Source organism: Aquabacter albus, assembly GCF_040049275.1.
Lineage (GTDB): Bacteria > Pseudomonadota > Alphaproteobacteria > Rhizobiales > Xanthobacteraceae > Aquabacter.
Genome location: NZ_JBDZDT010000003.1, coordinates 238,561 through 259,981 on the forward strand (window position 1 = coordinate 238,561; position 21,421 = coordinate 259,981).

Consider the following 21,421-nt stretch of genomic DNA (forward strand, 5'->3'; position numbering starts at 1 on the left):
GGTTGGCAGGACGGGGGTAGAAGACGCTCAGCCGAGCGCCTCCTCCAGGAAAGCCTTGAGCTGGGCGAGGTGCTTGGACATGAGGCCGGTGGCGGTGGCCGCGGAGGCGGCACGGCCGGCATAGCGCGGACGCTTGCTGGCGGCGCCGATATTCTCCAGCACCCATTCCACGTAAGGCTGCACGAAGGCCCAGGCGCCCTGGTTCTTCGGCTCCTCCTGGCACCACACCATCTCCGCGCCCTTGAAGCGCGAGAGCTGCTGCACCAAGCTCTTGATGGGGAACGGGAACAGCTGCTCCACGCGCAGCAGGTAGACATCGTTGATGCCGCGCTTCTCGCGCTCCTCGTAAAGGTCGTAATAGACCTTGCCGGTGCACATCACGACGCGGCGGATCTTCTCGTCCGCCACCAGCTTGACGCCGTCGCTCGCATGCTCCGCATCGTCCCACAGCAGGCGGTGGAACGAGGTGCCGTCCCCCATCTCGTCGAGCCGGGAAACCGCCCGCTTGTGGCGCAGCAGGGACTTCGGCGTCATGAGGATGAGCGGCTTGCGGAACTCGCGCTTCATCTGCCGGCGCAGGATGTGGAAATAGTTCGCCGGCGTCGAGCAGTTGGCCACCTGCATGTTGTCCTCGGCGCACATCTGCAGATAGCGCTCGAGACGGGCGGAGGAATGCTCCGGCCCCTGCCCCTCATAGCCGTGCGGCAGGAGGCAGACGAGGCCGGACATGCGCAGCCACTTGCGCTCGCCGGAGGAGATGAACTGGTCGAACAGCACCTGCGCGCCGTTGGCAAAGTCGCCGAACTGCGCCTCCCAGAGAACCAGCGTGTTGGGCTCCGACAGGGTGTAGCCGTATTCGAAGCCGAGCACGGCCTCTTCCGAGAGCATCGAGTTGATGACCTCGTACTTGGCCTGGCTGTCCGAGAGATGGTTGAACGGCTCCCAGCGTGCTTCCGTCTCCTGGTCGGTGAGCACGGAATGGCGCTGGGAGAAGGTGCCGCGCTCCACATCCTGGCCGGAGAGGCGCACCGGGCGGCCCTCGGTCAGAAGCGAGCAGAAGGCGAGCGCCTCGCCGGTCGCCCAGTCGATGCCCACGCCCTCTTCGATCGCCTTGCGGCGGTTGTCGAGGAAGCGCTGGATGGTGCGGTGGGGGTGGAAGCCCTCCGGCACGCGGGTGATCTTCTCACCGATGGCCTTGAGCTCGTCGATGCCGACGCCGGTGTCGCCGCGGCGCGCATCGTCGTCGTCATGGGTGGCGCGGAAGCCGGACCAGCGGCCATCGAGCCAATCGGCCTTGTTGGGCTTGTAGGCCTGGCCGGCCTCGTACTCGCCCTCCAGCCGGTCGCGCCATGCGGCGCGCATGGTGTCGATCTCGCCGATGTCGATCACGCCCTCGGCTTCCAGCTTCTTGGAGTAGATCTCCAAGGTGGTCGGCATGTTGCGGATCACCTGGTACATCTTCGGCTGGGTGAAGGCCGGCTCGTCGCCCTCGTTATGGCCGAAGCGGCGATAGCAGAACATGTCGATGACGACGGGCTTGTGGAAGCGCTGCCGGAACTCGGTGGCGATCTTCGCGCAGAAGGTCACGGCCTCCGGATCATCGCCGTTCACGTGGAAGATCGGCGCCTCGATCATCTTCGCCACGTCGGACGGATAGGGCGAGGAGCGCGAATAGCGCGGATTGGTGGTGAAGCCGATCTGGTTGTTGATGATGAAATGCAGCGAGCCGCCGGTGCGGTGGCCCTTCAGGCCGGAGAGGCCGAAGCACTCGGCCACCACGCCCTGGCCGGCGAAGGCCGCATCGCCGTGGATCAGCAGGGGGAGCACCTTCACGCGCTCGCTGTCGCGGAGCTGGTCCTGCTTGGCGCGGGCTTTGCCGAGCACCACGGGATTGACGATTTCCAGGTGCGAGGGGTTCGCGGTCAGCGAGACGTGGACCTTGTTGTTGTCGAACTCGCGGTCGGACGAAGCACCGAGATGGTACTTCACGTCGCCCGAACCTTCGACCTCATCGGGGGCCCAGGAGCCGCCCTTGAACTCGTGGAACAGCGCGCGGTGCGGCTTGCCCATCACCTGGGTCAGCACGTTCAGGCGGCCGCGATGGGCCATGCCGAACACGATGTCCTCGACGCCGAGATTGCCGCCGCGCTTGATGATCTGCTCAAGCGCCGGGATCAGGCTTTCGCCGCCGTCGAGGCCGAAGCGCTTGGTGCCGGTGTACTTGACGTCGAGGAACTTCTCGAAGCCCTCGGCCTCCACCAGCTTGTTGAGGATGGCGCGCTTGCCCTCGCGGGTGAAGGAGACTTCCTTGTCCGGCCCCTCGATGCGCTCCTGGATCCAGGCCTTCTCCTCCGGTGAGGAGATGTGCATGAACTCGACACCGATGGTCTGGCAATAGGTGCGGCGCAGGATGGCGAGCATCTCGCGCACGGTCGCGAACTCAAGGCCGAGCACGTGGTCGATGAAGATCTTGCGATCCATGTCGGCTTCGTAGAAGCCGTATGACACGGGGTCGAGTTCGGGCGCCTCGCGGGGCGGGGTGAGCTTCAGGGGGTCGAGGTCGGCATGAAGGTGGCCGCGCATGCGATAGGCGCGGATCATCATCAGCGCCTTGACGGAATCGCGCGTCGCCTGCTGCACGTCGGTGGCGGAAATCTCGACGCCCTTGGCCTCGGCCTTCGCCTTATCGGTGACGACCTTCTCCACCTCGATCCAGTTTCCATCGAGGGCGGAGACCAGCTCGCCATTGGCGTGGACCGGCCAGTTCGGCTTCTTCCAGGAGGCGCCCTTGGCGTTCTGCACAACCTGGGAGGGGTCTTCCTTCAGCGCGGCGAAGAAGCTCTGCCACTGGACATCCACGGAGCCGGGATCGGCTTCATAGCGGGCATAGAGATCTTCTATCCACTGAGCATTACCTCCATACAGAAAGGAGGTAGAAAGGAAGAGGTCGTTCTGTTCCGCGCGCGACATGGGTTCCATCCCGATGGCTTTCGGAGCCGATGCATTTAGAAGCGCAAGTTGCGCCTAAAACCAAGCCCAAAAGCCAGCTTCAGTCATGAATCTGAGGTCGCGTCACAAGTTCGGCACGCGCCACAGCATCTGTGGACCGGCCGGCTGGGCGACAGCCGGTGCCCGGAAGATACATAGACCCGCTGGAGCTTCAGACGAACCCCTGTTGCGCGACGTTCCAGCATGCCTGCTCTGCGTCCCGTACCGCCCTTGTTAAGGGAGAATTTTGACTTGGTGTTGTCGCGGGCCGGGAAAAGCGCGTTTTGCCTTAACACATTGGATAAAAAGAAAATGGGCCGCTTCGGGAAGCGGCCCATTTCAAGCTTTTGGGCGTCATGCCGCGGCATGACGGCTGAGTGGCGATCAGCCCTTCAGCACTTCGACCAGGGTCTTGCCGAGGCGCGCCGGAGACGGCGACACCCTGATGCCGGCCGCTTCCATGGCCGCGATCTTGTCTTCGGCGCCGCCCTTGCCGCCGGAGATGATGGCGCCCGCATGGCCCATGCGACGGCCGGGAGGGGCCGTGCGGCCGGCGATGAAGCCGACCATGGGCTTCTTGCGGCCGCGCTTCGCCTCATCCTTGATGAACTGCGCGGCGTCTTCTTCCGCCGAGCCGCCGATCTCGCCGATCATGATGATGGAGGTGGTGGCGTCGTCCGCCAGGAACATCTCCAGCACGTCGATGAACTCGGTGCCCTTCACCGGGTCGCCGCCGATGCCCACCGCCGAGGTCTGGCCGAGGCCGGTCTGGGTGGTCTGGAACACGGCTTCATAGGTGAGGGTGCCGGAGCGCGAGACCACGCCCACCGAACCCGTCTTGAAGATGTTCGCCGGCATGATGCCGATCTTGCTCTGGCCCGCCGTCACGACGCCGGGGCAGTTCGGCCCGATGAGGCGCGACTTGGAGCCGGAGAGGGCGCGCTTCACCTTCACCATGTCCAGCACCGGGATGCCCTCGGTGATGCAGACGATGAGCGGGATCTCCGCGTCGATGGCTTCCAGGATGGCGTCCGCCGCGCCCGGAGGGGGCACGTAGATCACGCTGGCGTCGGCGCCGGTGGCCTCGCGGGCCTCGATCACGGTGTCGAACACCGGCAGGCCGAGATGGGTGGTGCCGCCTTTGCCGGGCGAGGTGCCGCCGACCATCTTGGTGCCATAGGCAATGGCCTGCTCCGAATGGAACGTGCCGTTCTTGCCGGTGAAGCCCTGGGTGATGACCTTGGTATTGCGATCAATGAGGACGGACATCACTCAGGCTCCCTTCTTCACGGCCGCGACGATCTTCTGCGCCGCATCGTCCAGGTCGTCGGCGGGGATGACGTTCAGGCCGCTCTCGCGGATGATCGCCTTGCCTTCTTCCACATTGGTGCCTTCGAGGCGCACCACCAGCGGCACCTCGAGGCCCACCGTCTTCACCGCCGCGATCACGCCGCGCGCGATCACGTCGCACTTCATGATGCCGCCGAAGATGTTCACCAGGATGCCCTTCACGTTGGGATCCGAGGTGATGATCTTGAACGCCGCCGTCACCTTCTCCTCGGTGGCGCCGCCGCCGACGTCGAGGAAGTTGGCGGGGCTCTCGCCGTACAGCTGAATGATATCGAGGCTCGCCATGGCGAGGCCCGCACCGTTCACCATGCAGCCGATGGTGCCGTCGAGGGCGATATAAGCGAGGTCATACTTGGACGCCTCGATCTCCTTGGCGTCCTCCTCGCTCTCGTCGCGCAGCTCGGCGAGGTCGGCGTGGCGGAACATGGCGTTCGAATCGAACGACACCTTCGCGTCCAGCACCACCAGGCGGTTGTCCTTGGTGACGATGAGCGGGTTGATCTCCAGCATCGCCATGTCGGTCGAGGTGAAGGCGTTGTAGAGAACCTCGGTCAGCTTGCCCGCCTGCTTGGCGAGGTCGCCGGTGAGGCCGAGCGCGGCGGCAACCTTGCGGCCGTGGAAGCCCTGGACGCCACTCACCGGGTCCACGGAGAAGCTGAGGATCTTCTCAGGGGTGTGGTGGGCCACCTCTTCGATGTCCATGCCGCCTTCGGTGGAGACCACGAAGGCCACTTCCGAACTCTCGCGGTCCACCAGGAGGGAGAGGTAGAACTCCTTCGCGATGTCGGAGCCTTCCTCGATATAGAGGCGGTTCACCTGCTTGCCGACCGGGCCGGTCTGGATGGTGACGAGGGTGTTGCCGAGCATCTGGCCGGCAAAGGTCTTCACCTCCTCCACCGACTTGGCGAGGCGCACGCCGCCCTTCTCACCGGCCGCAGCTTCCTTGAACTTGCCCTTGCCGCGACCGCCGGCATGGATCTGAGACTTGACGACCCAGAGGGGGCCGCCCAGCTCGGACGCGGCCTTCTCGGCCTCGGCAGGCGAAAACACCGCCACGCCGCGCGAGACCGGCGCACCGTACTTCTTCAAAAGCGCTTTCGCCTGGTATTCATGGATGTTCATCGGGCTTGGTCCCCAAGGGTTGCGCACCACCCGCACCGCAGGACGCGGGCACGCCGCTGGCCAAACCGGCGAAGCTTAACCCCGCCGACACGAAAACGGCGGCCCGGAGGGCCGCCGCGTCAATCACTTGCCGAGGTCGGGAGCGAGCTTGATGCAGGCTTCCATCAGGCCCTGGACGGAGCCGACCGACTTGTCGAAGCCGGCCTTCTCGTCGCGGTCGAGCTCGATCTCGACGATCCGCTCGACGCCCTTGGCGCCGATCACCACCGGCACGCCCACATACATGTCCTTCAGGCCGTATTCGCCCGAGAGATAGGCCGCGCAGGGCAGCACGCGCTTCTTGTCCTTCAGGTAGCTGTCCGCCATGGCGATGGCGGAGGCCGCAGGCGCATAGAAGGCCGAGCCGGTCTTGAGGAGGTTCACGATCTCCGCGCCGCCGTCACGGGTGCGCTGGACGATGCTCTCGATGCGCTCCTTGGTGGTCCAGCCCATCTTGATGAGGTCCGGAACCGAGATGCCCGCCACCGTGGAATAGCGGATGAGCGGCACCATGGTGTCGCCATGACCGCCCATGACGAAGGCGGTCACGTCTTCCACCGAGACGTTGAACTCGTCGGCCAGGAAGTAGCGGAAACGGGCCGAGTCGAGCACGCCCGCCATGCCCACCACCTTCTCCTTGGGCAGGCCGCAGGACTTCTGCAGCGCCCACACCATGGCGTCGAGCGGGTTGGTGATGCAGATGACGAAGGCGTTCGGGGCATACTTGGCGATGCCGGCGCCCACCTGCTCCATGACCTTCAGGTTGATGGAGAGGAGGTCGTCGCGGCTCATGCCGGGCTTGCGCGGCACGCCGGCAGTGACGATCACCACGTCCGCGCCCTCGATGCCCTCGTAGGTGTTGGTGCCCGACAGCTTCGCATCGAAGCCTGCCACCGGGGACAGCTCGGCGAGATCCAGCGCCTTGCCCTGGGGCGTGCCCTCCGCCACGTCGAAGAGAACGACGTCGCCCAGTTCCTTCAGGCCAGCGAGGAGTGCGAGCGTGCCGCCGATCTGGCCGGCCCCGATCAGTGCAATCTTGTTGCGCGCCATGTGGAGAAGTCCTCGATACAGGCAAGGAGGGTGCGGCCAAGGCCGAGCGGGGCTTGACTACTCCCATCCGGCAAGGGGTTCAAGACGCACGCGCCGCACAAACGCACGGAATCGTGAGCAGTCGCAGCAAGCGCAGGCTTGGCATACGGAATCCGCGCTGGATCTAGGTCTCCACCAGCCCCGAGGCCGAGCCTGTGGCGGCAGAATCCGGCCGGCCATGGGCGCGCGCGAGGTAGTCCGATGAGCGCATCTCATGCAGGCGCGACACTGTGCGCGCCCATTCGAACGCTTCCGCGCCCTCGGTGCCGAGATAAAGCTGCTCCGGCTCCGCCGCCGCCGAGGCGACCAGCTTCACCGCACCGTCATAGAGCGTATCGATGAGCGAGATGAAGCGCTTGGCCTCGTTGCGCCGGTCGCCGTCGAGGATGGGGATGTCGTCCAGCACCAGCGTGTGGAAAGTGCGGGAGATCTTCAGATAATCGGTGGCGCCGAGGGGCTTCTCGCACAGATCGGCGAAGGCGAAACGCCCGGTGCCGTTGCCGCAGGCGGGCACCGGAATGACCCGCCCCTTCATGGCGATCTCGCCGGGCCGTGCGCCGCCCGGCCCCACCAGCGTCTCGAAGGCCCGGTCGAGGGCGGCGGTGGATTGCGGCCCCAGCGGCTCGTACCAGACCGGAAAGCCCGAGAGCTTTTCCATGCGGTAGTCGGTGCGCGCATCGAGGTTCAGGACCTCCATCCGCTCCTCGATCATGCCGATGAAGGGCAGGAACAGCGCCCGGTTCAGGCCGCCGGCATAAAGGTCCTTGGGGGCGACGTTGGAGGTGGCGACCACCACCACGCCTTCGGCGAACAACTTCTGGAACAGGCGCCCCAGGATCATGGCGTCGGCGATGTCGGTGACGTGGAATTCGTCGAAGCAGAGCAGCTTCGCCTCTTTCGCCAGTTCGTCGGCAACCGGCTGGAGCGGGTCCACGCCCTTGCGCGCGCCGCGCTTCTGCGCCTCGCGCTCCTGAAAGATGCGCTCGTGCACGTCGGCCATGAATTCGTGGAAATGCGCCCGTCTTTTGTCGCGCACCGGAGCGCAGGCGAAGAACAGGTCCATGAGCATGGTCTTGCCGCGCCCCACCTGCCCGTAAATGTAGAGCCCGCGTGGCGGCACCGGCGCGCGGCGCTGGAACAGCCACCCCAGCGCCGAGGACTTGCTGGCCAGCGCGCGGTCGCGCAACTCGCCTTCCAGGCGCGCGAAGGCGCCAACAATGGCGGCCTGGGCGGGGTCCGGGGAGATTTCGCCGTTGGAGATCTTCGCGGCGTACTGGTCACGCACCCGCACCGACGTCTCGCTCCCCATGCTACCTCCCGCCGACCCGCCGCCTTGCCACTTGGATGGCCGCGTTTACCGCGCTTTGCCTCCCGGGGAAATGACACGGACTGTCAAGTTGCCGGTTATGTGGCGCCACGAAGTCGCCGACTGGCTGAAACCAACCCGCCTCCACAGCGTTGCTAAACCGAACACACAGCGCGGAACGTCCCCTGGGAAGATCCATCGGGATACCGGCAAAGGGCCGGGCGAGCGCTTGAAAGGCGCCGGCCGCGGCTACCCTGGCTGAGGAGATTTAGACATGAAAACACTGATTGCCACCGGTTCCGGCCTCGTCGCCCTCGCCCTCGTCGCCAGCGCCGGCATGCCCGGCGCCGCGATGGCGGACGATTCCACCACCAAGGTCAATGACAGCGCCATCCAGACCCAGCAGATGGATTATCTCAGCCGCCATGGCGGCTATGTGATCTATCAGGATCAGTATTCGGCCGGCGTTGGCGGGCGCAACTCGACCATCATCCAGCCCGCGCCGCGGGTTTACGTGCCGGTCTATCCCGAGCCCTCCACTTATGTGGTGACCCCCGGCCCTCAGTACATGACGCGCTGAATGGAGCGGAGAGCCCGAGGGCTCTCCTGATCGCAGCAGGCTGCCGGTGATCGCGCCCAGAACGGCGCCACCGTCCCGTGCGGCCGCTGCCGGCAAGGAGACATGGACATGATCACGAAACGCTCCGGGCTCATCGCCCTTGCCTTCCTCGCCGGCGCGGGCCTCCCCGCCGCCGCGGTCGCGCAGAACGCTCCGGCAAACCCGGCCGCGTCCACGGCGAGCATCGGGCACGGTACGCCGAGGCCTTACCTTGTCATGCGCGAAACCTCCGCGAGGGAGAGCGGCGGAGAGGACTTTGACACCGTCGGCACCACGGCGAGCAAATACGTGCCCGTCTATCCCGATGAGCCCGTCTCGCCCGCAGAGACCTCGGGCGTCCGGCGCATCGTTGAGATCAAGGGCTGATATTTAGCCAACCCAGCCCCCCGCGCACCCGCTTCGGCCTCCATCTCTTTGAAAAGAGATGGAGTTAAGGGTTAGATGGCATTGCTTCGCTATGTCCATCTATCCGTCCGGCACCCGCCGGGCTTCGGTGGGGGAGGCCGGGGTGTCGGTACTTATGGACGGGGGACAGCCCAGACGCACGCGCCCCCTCGTGGGCGCCGTACGCGCTTGGCTTCAGGATCACGATCCGGGCTACGTGGACGGCACCCGGGCACTGCATCTGGCCATCTCGTATACCCTGGTGATCTGCCTGGGCTATGCCACCTCCCGGTGGTTCGCCCTGAACCTCGACGTTCTGTTTCCCATGGCCGGCGCCATGACCGCGCTGGTGCTGATCACCTTCACGCCCGCCGCCAACCGGCGGACGGAGGCGCGCAGCTTCGCCAAGATCTTCGCTGTCACGTTCGGGCTTCTGCTGCTGGTCTTCATCATCGGCCCCGGCGAATCCCCCACCAACGCCATCCTCCTGAAGCTGCTGCTGGTGCCGCTCACCTGCGCGGCGCTCTATATTCGCCGCTTCGGCATGGAGGGGCAGCGGCTCGGCTTCGCCATGGTCATCATCATGACCGTGGCGGCAACGCTCCATCCCATGCGCATCGAGCTCGCCTATTTGCTGGCCGCGTCGTGCCAGGGCGCGCTGGTCGCGTCCCTGGTGCGCCTGAGCTTTCCGCGCCCCTCCGCCATGGCCGCCTATCACAAGACCGTGGAAGACGCGGGCGCTGCCATCGGCGCCTATCTCGCGACGCTCGCCTTCGCCGTGCGTGAGAATGGAGAGATCCCGCCCACCACCAACGCCCTTCACGACACCGTGCGCGTGCGGGTGCGGGCCGCCTTGGTGAATGCGTCGGCGGAGACACCCGACGCCCGGCCCTATATCGAGGCCGTGCGCTCGCTCGCCTATCGCCTGCGCATCGCAACCCAGCTCCTCGGCGACTGCATTCCCCATACCCATGCGCCCGACGCCTCCTGGCGCATGCCGCTGGCCGCCGCCGCCGACCTCGTGGCCCGCCAGCTCCAGGGGGGGCTGAGCGAGCCCTTTCCCGAGCGGGCACGCATGGGGAACGCCATCGCCCGCCTGCGGAAAGTGGCCATGGCGCCAGACCTGGAGCCGACGGAGCAATTGGCATTGCTGCGGGCGGTCACCGCCTTCGAGCGCCTTTCGCTGGTGGTCTCCGAACTCTCCACCCTTCAGACCGAAGGCCCGTCCGCACGCCGCCAGACCGGCCCCACCACTGCAACGCTGACGCTGCCCGCCGAGCCGGGGCTTTCGCCCTTCACGAAGGTCGCCATCCAGGGGCTGATCGCCACCGGCATCACCACCTTCCTCGACTTCTTCCTCGGCCTCGACCACGCATACTGGGCCACGATGACGGTGATGTTCGTGCTGGGAAACAGCGTGGGCGAGACCTATTTGCGGGCCCGCTACCGCAGCACCGGCACCATTGTCGGCGTCATCATCGGCTTTGGCTGCATCCTGCTTCTGGAAGACCATGTCTGGGTGCTCGCCGGCATCTGCCTTGTCTGCCAGATGATTGGGCTCCTCACCAATCGCGACCGCTACGATGTGGCTTCCGCCGCCGTGGGGCTTTCGGTGCTGGTGGCGCTGCACCTCGTCTCCGGTCTCGGAACGGATGGCATGATCGCGCGCATCTACGAGACCATCATCGGCGCTCTGGTGGCGCTCGCCGTCTCCTGGCTGGTGCTGCCGGTCTATGTGGCCGACCAGATCCGCACCCAGGTGGTCAATTTGATCCGGCGCTGCCGGGAGGCTTTCGCGGAATCCTGGCCGCGGGGGGATGCGCCCCAGTCCCGGCGGGTGACATCGGACATGGCCATGGAACTGCGCGCCATCGGCGACCGGCTGCCGCAGATCGACGCCGAGACCGTGCTCGGCCACCGCACGGCGGGCGATGTGATCTCGTTGGTCTCGACGCTCGAAGTGCTCACCACCTATCTGGCTTTGCTTCAGGATGTGGCCCACCGCCTCGGCACCATGTCGCCGCGTGCGGAAATCACCACCGCCTTGGAAGCAGCACGCGCACGGACATTGCGCGCCTTCGATTCCGCCCTGGGGGAAGCGCCGCCAGAGTCCAATCCCGCGCAGGCGCCGGAACTGGAGGCGGCGCTCGCCATCGCGCTGGATTTCGGCTCGGACCCGGAAACCCGCCGGCTGCTGCCGTTCGTGGCGGATTATCTGAGCTTCTCGGAAGCGGTGCTGCGGCCGCTCTCGGACCTCGGCGCCATCCTCGCCCCCAGCGCCGCCCGGCCGGCGCGGCCCCAGCCGAGCGCGCCCATCGGGACACAGGCCGAGGCGGCGTGACGGTTACACCAGCGGCCGGAAATGCTTGGACAGCTTCAGCCCCTGCCCCTGGTAATTGGAGCCCAGTTCGCCATAGAGCACGTTGGGCCGCATGGACATGCGCTCATAAATGAGGCGGCCGACGATCTGCCCGTGCTCCAGGATGAAGGGCACCTCGCGGGAGCGCACCTCCAGCACCGCCCGCGCGCCCAGGCCGCCCACCGCCGCATCGCCGAAGCCGGGATCGAAGAAGCCCGCATAATGCACACGGAACTCGCCCACCAGCGGGTCGAACGGCACCATCTCCGCCGCGAAGTCCGGCGGCACGTGCACCGCCTCGCGGGAAGCGAGGATGTAGAAGGCGTCGGGGTCGAGCACGAGGCTCCCCTGCCCCCGGGCGCGGATCGGCTCCCAGAAATCCTCCACATCCAAGGCCGCGCGGCGGTCCACGTCGATGACGCCGGTATGGCGCTTGGCGCGGAAGCCGAGAAGGCCGTTCCAGGTGGAGGCGGCAAGGTCCACGCCCACCGCAATGCCCCCGCCGGACACGTCGGGCGCGTCCGAATCCACCAGGCACTCGTCCTTCTGGAGGTTCAGCAGCTCCAGGTCCGACAGGCGCGAGACGCCGCGCCGGAAACGCACCTGCGAGAGGCGCGAGCCGGCGCGCACCAGGATCGGGAAGGTGCGCGGGGAGATTTCCAGATAAAGCGGCCCCTCATAGCCAGCCGGAATGGCGTCGAACGCCCGCGCGCGGTCGGCGATGACGCGGGTGAACACGTCGAGCCGGCCGGTGGAGCTTTTCGGATTGGCGGAGGCGGCGATGTCCGCCGGGAGGTTCAGGCGCTCGAACAGCTCCACCAGATAGACGCAGCCGGTCTCCAGCACCGCGCCTTCGCGCAGATCAAGCTTGTGGAGGGCGAGCTGGTCGAGCCGCTCCTTCACGGCCAGATTGCCGCCCGGCAGGAAGCTGGCGCGGATGCGCCAGGCGGTGCGGCCCAGGCGCAGATCAAGGCTCGCCGGCTGGACCTGATCGTCATCGAAGGGCTGGCGCGTGACGATGCCGCCCGCCTCGTGCAAAGCGGCGATGGCCTGGGCGGGCAGGATGCCGGGTCTCGATTGATCCACCACGCGCGACGAGCTCCCCACTCGGCCAGATGTCGGCACCAGTGCGTTCGGTTTAACGGACGCATCCCTTGACGCCAAGGCCCGGCCACGCTTTATAAGATAACCATCGTGGTCATTTGAGCCGGCCGGCTTGCAGCCACGTTAAACAACTCGCTAAAAGGCCGGGGAACGACGAACGGAGCGCGCAGCGCCCGGCCACCGTATCCTCGGCCTCATATGGAGGCGCGAAGACCTTGGCCAACTCGTTCATCCCCGCCGACCCCGCCCTCCTTCATCCCGAGACCCTGCTGGTTCAGGGTGGCACCACGCGCTCGCCCTATGGCGAGACCTCCGAGGCGCTCTACCTCACCCAGGGCTTCGTCTATGACAGCGCCGAGGCCTGCGAGGCGCGCTTCAAGGGCGAGGATCCCGGCTTCGTCTATTCGCGCTACGGCAACCCCACCACCGCCATGTTCGAGAGCCGCATGGCGCTGCTCGAAGGTGCGGAAGCCGCCCGTGCCACCGCCTCCGGCATGGCCGCAGTGCATGCGGCGCTGCTTTGCCAGCTTAAGACCGGCGATCACGTGGTGGCCGGGCGCGCTCTGTTCGGCTCCTGCCGCTGGATCCTGGAAGATTTCCTGCCCCGCTTCCAGGTGGAGACCACCCTTGTGGACGGAACGGACATCGAGGCGTGGCGCGCGGCGGTGAAGCCCAACACCAAGCTGTTCTTCCTGGAAAGCCCCACCAACCCCACCCTCGATCTCGTGGACATCGCTGCCGTGGCGGAGATCGCCCATCAGGCGGGCGCGAAGCTGGTGGTGGACAATGTGTTCGCGACCCCGCTCCTGCAGAAGCCGCTCGAGCTCGGCGCGGACATCGTGATCTATTCGGCCACCAAGCACATAGACGGCCAGGGCCGCTGCCTCGGCGGCGTGGTGCTGGCGTCGGAGAAATTCATCACCGACCATCTCCAGACCTTCCTGCGCCAGACCGGCCCCTCCATCTCTCCGTTCAACGCCTGGGTGATGCTGAAGGGACTGGAAACGCTGGGGTTGCGCGTGGAGCGGCAGCAGGCGAGCGCGGTCGCCATCGCCGATGCGGTCGCCGGCTTCGGCAGGATCGAGAAAGTGATCTATCCCTTCCGCGACGATCACCCGCAGGTGGAACTGGCCCGGCGCCAGATGAAGGGCGGCGGCACCCTCGTCACCTTCGTGGTGGAGGACGGAAAGGCCGGCGCGTTCCGCTTCGCCAATGCGCTGCGGCTCATCCGCATCTCCAACAATCTCGGGGATTCCAAGAGCCTGCTCACCCATCCCGCCACCACCACCCACCAGCGCTTCACGCCCGAGGCGCGGGCCGAGATGGGCATCTCCGACGGGCTCGTGCGCCTATCCGTGGGCCTGGAGCACCCCTCCGACCTGCTGGCGGACATCGAGCAGGCGCTGGCGAAGGTCTGAAGAAACCCGTCATGCCCCGTTGCGCATGACGCGCAACGCGGCTTCACTGTCGCGCGGCGCCCGAAGGCGCTGCGAGCGGGAGGATGGACGGGCATGTACCGGGCGACAACCCGCCAGATCCAGGTCACGGCGACGCCGCGATACGTGGCGGAGCGCTCCGACCCGGAGCACAATCGCTATTTCTGGGCCTATACCATCGAGGTGGTGAATCTCGGCCAGGCGACCGTCCAGCTCAAGACCCGCCACTGGATGATCACCGACGCGCGCGGGCATGTGGAAGAGGTGCATGGCGCGGGGGTCGTGGGCGAGGAGCCCGTGCTGCCGCCCGGCGGCCGCTTCGAATATACCAGCGGCGTGCCGCTCGGCACCGCCACCGGCATCATGAACGGGAGCTATGACATGCTCTCCGAGGCGGGCGAGACCTTCGCGGTGGAGATTCCGGCCTTCTCTCTCGATACGCCCGACATGCGCCGCATCCTCAACTGAACGCACACGATGCACAGCGCGAATGCCCCCACCGCCCGCAGCCGCCCTGCGACGGACCTCGATCTGAGGCCGATCGCGGCGACCCTGGGCATCGTCCTGTCCATCCTCGGCGCAGCCATGCTGCTGCCGGCGCTGGCGGACGTGTCCAGTCATCACCGCGTGAGCGGGGCAGACGTGTTCCTCGGCACCGCCGCGGTCACCATCTTCGTGGGCGTGCTGCTGTGGATGTCCGGCCGCAGCGCGCAGACGAAGCGGCTGGACCTGCGCCAGACCTTCCTGCTCACCTTCTGCCTGTGGACGGTGCTGTCCGCGTTCGCCGCGCTGCCCTTCATGTGGGGGCCGCCGCATTTGTCCTTGTCCCACGCCATGTTCGAGAGCGTGTCCGGCCTCACCACAACCGGATCCAGCGTGATGTCGGGCCTGGACGACATGTCGCCCGGCATCCTTTTGTGGCGCGCGCTGCTGCACTGGTTCGGCGGCATGGGCATCGTGGTGATCGCCATCGCCGTGCTGCCGGTGCTGTCCATTGGCGGCATGCAGCTCTTCCGCTCGGAATCCTCGGACAAATCGGAAAAATTCCTGCCGCGGGTGGGCACCATCGCCAAGGGGCTGCTGCTCTCCTACGCGCTGCTCACCGCGCTGTGCACAGCCGGCTATCTTTTTGCGGGCATGACCTTCTTCGATGCCGTCACCATCGCCATGTCCACCTTGTCCAGCGGCGGGTTCGCCAATTCCGACAGCTCCATCGGGGTGTTCGCGAACCCTGCGGTGGATTATGTGGCCATCGTCTTCATGCTGCTGGCGAGCATGCCCTTCCCGCTGTTCGCCCGCGCCCTCACCGGCGATGTCACCCGGCTCGTCACCAATTCCGAGGTGCGGCTGTTCCTTCTGATCGTTGCCGCCTTCACCCTCGCCTCGTTCGCGCAGCAGACGTTCCAGGGGGTTGCCCACGGCGAGCAGGCGTTCCGCGGCGCGCTGTTCACGGTGGCCTCGCTCATCTCCACCACCGGCTTCATGGCAGTGGACTATACGAACTGGGGACCGCTCTCGGACGCGCTGTTCTTCGTGCTGATGTTCCTCGGCGGCTGCACCGGCTCCACCGCCGGCGGCATGAAGGCACTGCGGCTCGCCATTGCCGGCGAGGCGGTGCGCCAGCATCTGAAGCGCATCTTCTACCGCAACGGCGTGTTCCCCATCCGCTATGGCGGCGCGCCTGTCGCAGACGATGTGGTGGCCTCGGTGCTGGGCTTCACCTTCCTGTTCTTCGCGACCTTCGTGGTGATCGGCGTCAGCCTGAGCTGCATGGGGCTCGACCTGCGGACCGCCTTCTCCGCCTCCATCGCCAGCCTCTCCAATGTGGGCCCCGGGCTCGGCCCTGTGGTGGGGCCGGCCACCAATTATTCCGCGCTGCCGGAAGGGGCGGTGTGGATGTGCACGCTCGCCATGCTCCTGGGCCGGCTGGAAATTCTCACCGTCCTGGTGCTTCTGCTTCCACGCTTCTGGCTGCGATAGCGGGGCGAAAATGCGGGTGTTCCACCTCTCCCCGAGGGGGAGAGGTGGACGCCGGAAGCGGCGGGTGAGGGGGTTCCGGCGCTTCAGGACTTGAGAGGGTTCCCCCTCACCCCAACCCTCTCGCCCGCGGGGAGAGGGGGCACGGCGCTGGCATCGCCTAACATTGCAACACCTCCCTACGGGGAGAGGGGGGCTAATGTCCCCGCACCAGCCGCGTTAGGCGTCGGTGTCGCCGAGCACTTCCTCGGCGGCGAAGCCGTAGGAGCGGCCGCAGAATTCGCACGTCACGCTGACGCGGCCGTCATCCTGGATCATCTCCTGGCGCTCGCCCTTGTCGAAGCTCGCCAGAACCCCCGCCACCCGCTCGCGCGAGCAGGTGCAGTGCGCGGTCACGGGCTGCGCCTCGAACACCCGCACGCCCCGCTCGTGGAACAGGCGGTAAAGCAGCCGCTCGCTGGCAAGGTCGCGGTCGATCAGCTCCACGTCCTCCAGCGTGCCCACCAAGGACTGCGCCTCCACCCAGGCATCGTCCTCCCCGGCCACATGGATCTCGGTCCCCTCCGGCGCATCGCCGGGATGGAGGTCCGCCTGCGCGGCGCGGGTGGATTCCGCCGGGAGGAACTGGGCCAGAAGCCCACCGGCGCGCCAGGAGGACGGGCCGCCGCCCGGCCGCATCTCCTCGCCCACGGCGAGGCGCACCCGGGTGGGGATCTGCTCGGACTGCTGGAAATACTGGTGCGCCGCTGCCTCCAGGCCCTCCCCGTCCAGGGACACGACGCCCTGATAGCGGTGGGCGGAATGGCCCTGGTCGATGGTCATGGCGAGATGGCCGCGCCCGAGAAGGGCCGCGGGGGTCGCATGGTTGGTGCGCTCCGCCTCGGCGAGCGCGTCCTTATCGAAGCGGGCATAGGCGCGGACCTTGTCCGGGCTCACGAAATCCACCACCACCATGTCTACCGGCCCGTCGGTCTGGGTCTGGAGGATGAAGCGGCCGTCGAACTTGAGCGAGGTGCCGAGCAGGGCCGTGAGCGCCACCGCCTCGCCCAGCAGGCGCTTCACGGCGCCGGGATAATCATGATGCGCCAACACCGCATCGAGGGAGGCGCCCAGGCGCACGGTGCGCCCACGGATGTCGAGGGCGTCCACCTGGAAGGGGAGCACCGCATCGTCCGCGCCTTCGAGCCGCTGTTCGCTGGATTTGTCGGTTGCCATCATGGACCTCGGGACCGCTCACAGGGACGCGTCGCGGGGGAGCCCGAAGGCTCGTCCGACCAGCAATTCGCCTCTGCGGGGAAATTAGAGTGCGTTTCTGGTCCCGAATATAGGCATTCCCGGCCCTCGCCGGGAGACCCTTCCCGCTTTGGCTCCCCTTCCCCCGCAAGGGGGAGGGGGATTTTGCCGCGGACTGAGCCTTACGCGCCCGCCTGGTTGAAGCACCAGGCGAGGATGCCCTTCTGGGCGTGGAGGCGGTTCTCGGCCTCGTCGAACACCACCGATTGCGGCCCGTCCATCACCTCGTCCGTCACTTCCTCGCCGCGATGAGCCGGCAGGCAGTGCATGAAGATGGCGCCGGGCGCGGCGCGGGACATGAGGGCGCGGTTCACCTGATAGGGCTTCAGGAGGTTGTGGCGCTTCTCCGTCTCCTTGTCGCCCATGGACACCCAGGTGTCGGTGACGATGCAGTCCGCACCCTTCACCGCCGCTTCCGGATCGCGCATGAACTCCACGTTCGCCTTGGTGCGCTTGACGAAATCCTTCAGCGCCTCGCGCGGCGACAGCTCCTTCGGGCTCGCCACCTTCAGGGCGAACTCGAAGCGCTGGGCGGCGTGCACCCAGGAGGCGAGCACGTTGTTCGCATCCCCGGTCCAGGCCACCGTGCGGCCCTTGATGGCGCCCTTGTGCTCCTCGAAGGTGAGCACGTCCGCCATCACCTGGCAGGGATGGGAATCCCGCGTGAGGCCGTTGATGACAGGCACGGTGGCGTTCTGCGCCAGTTCCATGAGCTGATCATGGTCGAGGATGCGGATCATGATGGCATCCACGAAGCGCGAGAGGACCCGCGCCGTGTCGGCGATGGTCTCGCCGCGCCCGAGCTGCATCTCCGCGCCCGTGAGCATGATCGTGTCCCCGCCGAGCTGGCGCATGGCGAGGTCGAACGAGACGCGGGTGCGGGTGGACGGCTTGTCGAACACCATGGCCAGCGACTTGCCCGCGAGCGGGCGGCCGGCCTCCCCCGCCTGACGGCGGGCCTTGAGGTCCTTGGAGAGATCGATGACGCGCCTGAGTTCCGCGGCGGGAATCTCGGACAGATCGAGGAAATGACGCACGCCGTTGCCGCTCATTCCGCGGCTCCCTTCACGGGCGAAAGGTGGAACGCCTCCTCAAGGCGACGGCAAGCCGCGTCGATCTTGTCGCAGGCAATGCCGATCTCCTCGTCGCTGACGGTCAGCGGCGGCAGGAGGCGCACCACATTGTCGCCGGCGCCGGGCACCAGCATGCCCTCGGCGCGCAAGGCGTTGACCAGCTCGGCCGCCGGCACCTGCGCCCGCAGGCCCAGCAGCAGGCCTTCGCCGCGCACCTCCGCCAGCACCGCCGGATGCTTGTCCATCACCGCCGCGAGGCTCTGCTTGAAGCGGAGGCTCGCCTCGCGCACGCGCTCCAGGAAGCCCTCTTCCAGCACCTTGTCGAGCACCGCATTGCCCACGGCCATGGCGAGCGGGTTGCCGCCATAGGTGGAGCCGTGGGTGCCGAGCACCATGCCCTTGGCCGCCTCTTCGGTGGCAAGGCACGCGCCCATGGGAAAGCCGCCGCCAATGCCCTTGGCGACCGACATGATGTCCGGCGTGATGCCGGTGGCTTCGTGGGCGAACAGGCGGCCGGTGCGGCCGACGCCGCTCTGCACTTCGTCCAGCACCAGCAGCATGCCGTGCGCATCGCACAAGGCGCGCAGGCTGCGCAGGAACTCGGCCGGCGGCACGCGCACGCCGCCCTCGCCCTGGATGGGCTCCACCAGGATCGAGCCGGTCTGCGGTGTCAGCGCGGCCTCCACCGCTTTGACATCGCCGAACGGCACCTGGTCGAAGCCCGGCAGGTCCGGGCCGAAGCCTTCGAGATATTTCGCGTTCCCGCCGGCGGCGATGGTCGCGAGCGTCCGCCCGTGGAAGGCGCCCTCGAACGTGATCATGCGCGGGCGCTCGGCGCCGTTCGCATGGTGGTAGCGCCGCGCCATCTTGATGGCGCACTCCAGCGCCTCCGCACCCGAATTGGTGAAGAAGACGGTGTCGGCGAACGTCGCTTCCGTCAGGCGCGTGGCAAGGCGCTCGCCGCCGGGGATGCGGAAGAGATTCGAGATGTGCCAGAGCTTGCCGGCCTGCTCGGTGAGCGCCGCCACCAGATACGGGTGGGCATGGCCGAGGATGTTCACCGCGATGCCGGCCGTGAAATCGAGATAACGTCGCCCGTCCTTCGTGACGAGCCAGCAGCCCTCTCCCCGTTCGAATTCGAGGTCGATACGCGCGTAGGTCGGCAGGACGGGGGTGATCACAGGAGCCCTCCCAATGGGGCTTGCGCGGTTTGCCGGCTCGGCACCGTGCGGTTGTAGAAACGCCAAAGGCCGCCCCCATGCGGGGCGGCCCGACGCCGGTGATTCTAATGATCGCGCGCGCGAGGTCAATACGGCACCTATGGTTAACGAAACCATAAGGACCTGGGGAAAACGACCGCCTGCGCCATTCTGACTCTGTGCGGGAGTCAGCGCATATTGTAGCTTCACCCTCGTCGACCACGATATGTCGTGCGGCGTGTTTCCAATTAGGTATCGGGCACCCATCGTCCCGCGCGTCTAGGCGCGTTTCCGGGAGCAAGGCGGGAGTCCGTCAGATGCGGCTTGGAACCGGATCGGGAAAGGCTGAGCCGGCCGACCCCGGGAATCCGGTTTCTCATTAAAGGACGCGGCGCCCGCAGCGGCATGCGGGCCGTGCGTCAAGGAGGAGAGCGATGAGCTGGAACGATGAGCGCGTCGAACTCTTGAAGCGGCTGTGGGGCGAGGGCCTGTCTGCAAGCCAGATCGCGGGCGAGCTGGGCGGGATCACGCGCAACGCCGTGATTGGCAAGGTGCACCGCCTCGGTCTTTCCGGGCGGATCAAGAGCGCCGGTCCGGCCCGGCCCCGCAAGGCCCGCGTCGAGGCCCCGCCCCCGCGCGGCACCCCCCAGCGCCCGGCCACCATCGGCAACACCGCCCTCGCGCCCGTTCTGGACGCCATGGTGGAGACCGCCCCGGCCCCGGCGCCCATGGTGGACAATGTGGTGCCGATGTCCCAGCGCTGCACCATCATGAACCTCACCGAGGCAACCTGCCGCTGGCCCGTGGGCGAGCCCGGCACGGAGAGCTTCTATTTCTGCGGTGGGCGCAGCACGCCCGGCGTGCCCTATTGCAGCCACCATGCGCGCATGGCCTACCAGCCGAGCCAGGACCGCCGGCGCGACCGGCGCCTCGTCGGCATCCGCTGACGAAAGCAAAAAGGCCGCCTCCGGGCGGCCATTTCTTTTCATGCTCGCATTCACGTCATGGCCGGGCTTCACCCGGCCATCGATCTCCGCCTGAGAGATCCCCGGATCAAGTCCGGGGATGACGTCATCCAGGGGCGGCGTGCCCTCACTCGTCCAGGGATGCGCCGGAGGCCTTGACCACCGGGCCCCACTTCGCCAATTCGGCCTTCACATGGTCGGCGAGCTGAGCGGGGCTGGAGCCGACGCTGACCGCGCTCAGGTCCGCGAGGCGCGCCTTCACATCCGGCGACGAAACCGCCTCGATGCCGGCCTTGGCCAGCTTGTCGATGATGGCGGTCGGCGTTCCAGCCGGCGCGAAGATGGCATTCCACGAATAGGTCTCATAACCCGGCAGGCCGGATTCCGAGACGGTCGGCATGTCCGGCGCCGCGGGCGAGCGATCCTTCGTCGTGATGGCGAGGCCGATGATGGTGCCCTTCCGGATATGGCCGATGGCGGACGGGAGATTATCGAACATGATCTTCACCTGGCCGCCCACCAGATCCACCATGGCCGGGCCTGCGCCCTTATAGGGCACGTGGACCATCTTCACGTCGGCCATACTCTCGAACAGCGCGCCGGACAGGTGCAGCGGCGTGCCGATGCCCGAGGAGGCATATTCGTACTTTCCGGGATTGGCCTTGAGCAGGGCGATGAGCTCCGCCACGCTCTTCACGTTCAGCGAGGGGTGCACCACCACCACGTTGGGCACGTTCACCAGCAGCGAGACCGGCGCGAAATCCTTCACGGGGTCGTACGGCATCTTGGTGTAGAGGACCGGGTTGATGGCGTGGGTCGCGACCGTGCCCATCAGCACCGTATAGCCATCGGGCGCCGCCCGGGCGACCACCGCCGCGCCCGTGTTTCCGCCGGCGCCCGCGCGGTTCTCCACGATGACCTGCTGCTTCAGGATCTCGCCCATCTTCGCGGCGATGATCCGGGCGACGATGTCCGTGGAGCCGCCGGCCGCGAACGGGACCACCAGCCTGATGGGTCGGTTGGGATAATCTTCCTGCGCCTGGGCAAAGCCCGTCATGAGCGCCAGCGCGAGAGCAATTGAGGCAATGCGTTTCATGGTTCGTCTCCTCCAGCTGCAA

Annotated in this window: 17 protein-coding genes and 1 riboswitch; of the genes, 7 read left to right on the top strand and 10 right to left on the bottom strand. The window is 66.8% G+C overall.

From position 1 onward, the window contains the following. Window positions 1–27: 27 nt before the first annotated feature. From ABLE91_RS07615 to zapE, 5 genes are all read right to left on the bottom strand, one after another. On the bottom strand, window positions 28–2,970 hold the full coding sequence (locus ABLE91_RS07615; RefSeq protein ID WP_348930046.1) for a 2-oxoglutarate dehydrogenase E1 component: 2,943 nt from the start codon (window positions 2,968–2,970) through the stop codon (window positions 28–30). A gap of 402 nt (window positions 2,971–3,372) precedes the next feature. Further along, the gene (gene sucD / locus ABLE91_RS07620; protein ID WP_348930048.1) at window positions 3,373–4,257 is read right to left on the bottom strand and encodes a succinate--CoA ligase subunit alpha; all 885 of its coding nucleotides are present in this window, start codon (window positions 4,255–4,257) and stop codon (window positions 3,373–3,375) included. 3 nt (window positions 4,258–4,260) lie between these two features. Next, complete coding sequence (gene sucC, locus ABLE91_RS07625; RefSeq protein ID WP_348930050.1) at window positions 4,261–5,460, bottom strand: ADP-forming succinate--CoA ligase subunit beta; 1,200 nt, start codon at window positions 5,458–5,460, stop codon at window positions 4,261–4,263. 123 nt (window positions 5,461–5,583) lie between these two features. Further along, window positions 5,584–6,549 (bottom strand): malate dehydrogenase, encoded by a 966-nt coding sequence (mdh, locus tag ABLE91_RS07630; RefSeq protein WP_348930052.1) that lies wholly within the window; start codon window positions 6,547–6,549, stop codon window positions 5,584–5,586. A gap of 163 nt (window positions 6,550–6,712) precedes the next feature. Continuing rightward, entirely contained in the window at window positions 6,713–7,897 is a 1,185-nt protein-coding gene (gene zapE / locus ABLE91_RS07635; RefSeq protein WP_348930054.1) for a cell division protein ZapE, read from the bottom strand. Between the two features lie 271 nt (window positions 7,898–8,168). Here zapE and ABLE91_RS07640 point away from each other — a divergent pair, with 271 nt between their 5' ends. The 3 genes from ABLE91_RS07640 (at window position 8,169) to ABLE91_RS07650 (ending at window position 11,238) form a co-directional block, all read left to right on the top strand. After that, the gene (locus ABLE91_RS07640; RefSeq protein ID WP_348930055.1) at window positions 8,169–8,474 is read left to right on the top strand and encodes a hypothetical protein; all 306 of its coding nucleotides are present in this window, start codon (window positions 8,169–8,171) and stop codon (window positions 8,472–8,474) included. 108 nt (window positions 8,475–8,582) lie between these two features. After that, a complete protein-coding gene (locus tag ABLE91_RS07645; protein ID WP_348930056.1) occupies window positions 8,583–8,879 on the top strand; it encodes a hypothetical protein in 297 nt (98 codons plus the stop codon). Between the two features lie 91 nt (window positions 8,880–8,970). Further along, entirely contained in the window at window positions 8,971–11,238 is a 2,268-nt protein-coding gene (locus ABLE91_RS07650; protein ID WP_348930058.1) for an FUSC family protein, read from the top strand. 3 nt (window positions 11,239–11,241) lie between these two features. Here ABLE91_RS07650 and ABLE91_RS07655 read toward each other — a convergent pair whose 3' ends face one another. Beyond that, window positions 11,242–12,345: a 2'-deoxycytidine 5'-triphosphate deaminase gene (locus tag ABLE91_RS07655; RefSeq protein WP_348930060.1), complete on the bottom strand. Its 1,104-nt coding sequence runs from the start codon at window positions 12,343–12,345 to the stop codon at window positions 11,242–11,244. A gap of 95 nt (window positions 12,346–12,440) precedes the next feature. Further along, window positions 12,441–12,519: riboswitch (SAM riboswitch) on the top strand. 56 nt (window positions 12,520–12,575) lie between these two features. Here ABLE91_RS07655 and ABLE91_RS07660 point away from each other — a divergent pair. The 3 genes from ABLE91_RS07660 (at window position 12,576) to ABLE91_RS07670 (ending at window position 15,776) form a co-directional block, all read left to right on the top strand. Beyond that, window positions 12,576–13,778, top strand: a complete 1,203-nt coding sequence (locus tag ABLE91_RS07660; protein ID WP_348930061.1) for an O-succinylhomoserine sulfhydrylase — start codon at window positions 12,576–12,578, stop codon at window positions 13,776–13,778. 93 nt (window positions 13,779–13,871) lie between these two features. Then, window positions 13,872–14,264: a Co2+/Mg2+ efflux facilitator ApaG/CorD gene (apaG, locus tag ABLE91_RS07665; protein WP_348930063.1), complete on the top strand. Its 393-nt coding sequence runs from the start codon at window positions 13,872–13,874 to the stop codon at window positions 14,262–14,264. A gap of 9 nt (window positions 14,265–14,273) precedes the next feature. Then, the gene (locus tag ABLE91_RS07670; protein ID WP_348930065.1) at window positions 14,274–15,776 is read left to right on the top strand and encodes a TrkH family potassium uptake protein; all 1,503 of its coding nucleotides are present in this window, start codon (window positions 14,274–14,276) and stop codon (window positions 15,774–15,776) included. Window positions 15,777–15,992: 216 nt separating this feature from the next. Here the strand turns inward: ABLE91_RS07670 and ABLE91_RS07675 are convergent, their stop codons facing one another. The 3 genes from ABLE91_RS07675 to ABLE91_RS07685 all read right to left on the bottom strand — a co-directional run bounded on the left by ABLE91_RS07675 (window position 15,993) and on the right by ABLE91_RS07685 (window position 19,320). Beyond that, window positions 15,993–16,988 (bottom strand): Hsp33 family molecular chaperone, encoded by a 996-nt coding sequence (locus ABLE91_RS07675; protein WP_348930067.1) that lies wholly within the window; start codon window positions 16,986–16,988, stop codon window positions 15,993–15,995. 200 nt (window positions 16,989–17,188) lie between these two features. Next, the gene (gene argF, locus ABLE91_RS07680) at window positions 17,189–18,118 is read right to left on the bottom strand and encodes an ornithine carbamoyltransferase (RefSeq protein ID WP_348930069.1); all 930 of its coding nucleotides are present in this window, start codon (window positions 18,116–18,118) and stop codon (window positions 17,189–17,191) included. After that, window positions 18,115–19,320 carry an aspartate aminotransferase family protein gene (locus ABLE91_RS07685; RefSeq protein WP_348930071.1) on the bottom strand — a complete coding sequence of 402 codons (1,206 nt, stop codon included), beginning with the start codon at window positions 19,318–19,320 and terminating at the stop codon, window positions 18,115–18,117. The genes argF and ABLE91_RS07685 overlap by 4 nt, the downstream gene beginning before the upstream one ends. A gap of 452 nt (window positions 19,321–19,772) precedes the next feature. Between ABLE91_RS07685 and ABLE91_RS07690 the strand changes: the two genes are divergently transcribed. Beyond that, a complete protein-coding gene (locus ABLE91_RS07690; RefSeq protein WP_348930073.1) occupies window positions 19,773–20,285 on the top strand; it encodes a GcrA family cell cycle regulator in 513 nt (170 codons plus the stop codon). Between the two features lie 145 nt (window positions 20,286–20,430). Here the strand turns inward: ABLE91_RS07690 and ABLE91_RS07695 are convergent, their stop codons facing one another. After that, window positions 20,431–21,399: a Bug family tripartite tricarboxylate transporter substrate binding protein gene (locus tag ABLE91_RS07695; protein ID WP_510181916.1), complete on the bottom strand. Its 969-nt coding sequence runs from the start codon at window positions 21,397–21,399 to the stop codon at window positions 20,431–20,433. Window positions 21,400–21,421: the final 22 nt, after the last annotated feature.

Bases quoted from the DNA above. Each gene is read 5' to 3' on its own strand.
- ABLE91_RS07675 (WP_348930067.1), bottom strand. From the start codon at position 16,988: ATGGCAACCGACAAATCCAGCGAACAGCGGCTCGAAGGCGCGGACGAT.
- ABLE91_RS07650 (WP_348930058.1), top strand. From the start codon at position 8,971: ATGTCCATCTATCCGTCCGGCACCCGCCGGGCTTCGGTGGGGGAGGCC.
- ABLE91_RS07690 (WP_348930073.1), top strand. From the start codon at position 19,773: ATGAGCTGGAACGATGAGCGCGTCGAACTCTTGAAGCGGCTGTGGGGC.
- ABLE91_RS07615 (WP_348930046.1), bottom strand. From the start codon at position 2,970: ATGTCGCGCGCGGAACAGAACGACCTCTTCCTTTCTACCTCCTTTCTG.
- sucC (WP_348930050.1), bottom strand. From the start codon at position 5,460: ATGAACATCCATGAATACCAGGCGAAAGCGCTTTTGAAGAAGTACGGT.
- apaG (WP_348930063.1), top strand. From the start codon at position 13,872: ATGTACCGGGCGACAACCCGCCAGATCCAGGTCACGGCGACGCCGCGA.
- ABLE91_RS07695 (WP_510181916.1), bottom strand. From the start codon at position 21,399: ATGAAACGCATTGCCTCAATTGCTCTCGCGCTGGCGCTCATGACGGGC.
- argF (WP_348930069.1), bottom strand. From the start codon at position 18,118: ATGAGCGGCAACGGCGTGCGTCATTTCCTCGATCTGTCCGAGATTCCC.
- ABLE91_RS07645 (WP_348930056.1), top strand. From the start codon at position 8,583: ATGATCACGAAACGCTCCGGGCTCATCGCCCTTGCCTTCCTCGCCGGC.
- sucD (WP_348930048.1), bottom strand. From the start codon at position 4,257: ATGTCCGTCCTCATTGATCGCAATACCAAGGTCATCACCCAGGGCTTC.
- ABLE91_RS07670 (WP_348930065.1), top strand. From the start codon at position 14,274: ATGCACAGCGCGAATGCCCCCACCGCCCGCAGCCGCCCTGCGACGGAC.
- ABLE91_RS07640 (WP_348930055.1), top strand. From the start codon at position 8,169: ATGAAAACACTGATTGCCACCGGTTCCGGCCTCGTCGCCCTCGCCCTC.
- zapE (WP_348930054.1), bottom strand. From the start codon at position 7,897: ATGGGGAGCGAGACGTCGGTGCGGGTGCGTGACCAGTACGCCGCGAAG.
- mdh (WP_348930052.1), bottom strand. From the start codon at position 6,549: ATGGCGCGCAACAAGATTGCACTGATCGGGGCCGGCCAGATCGGCGGC.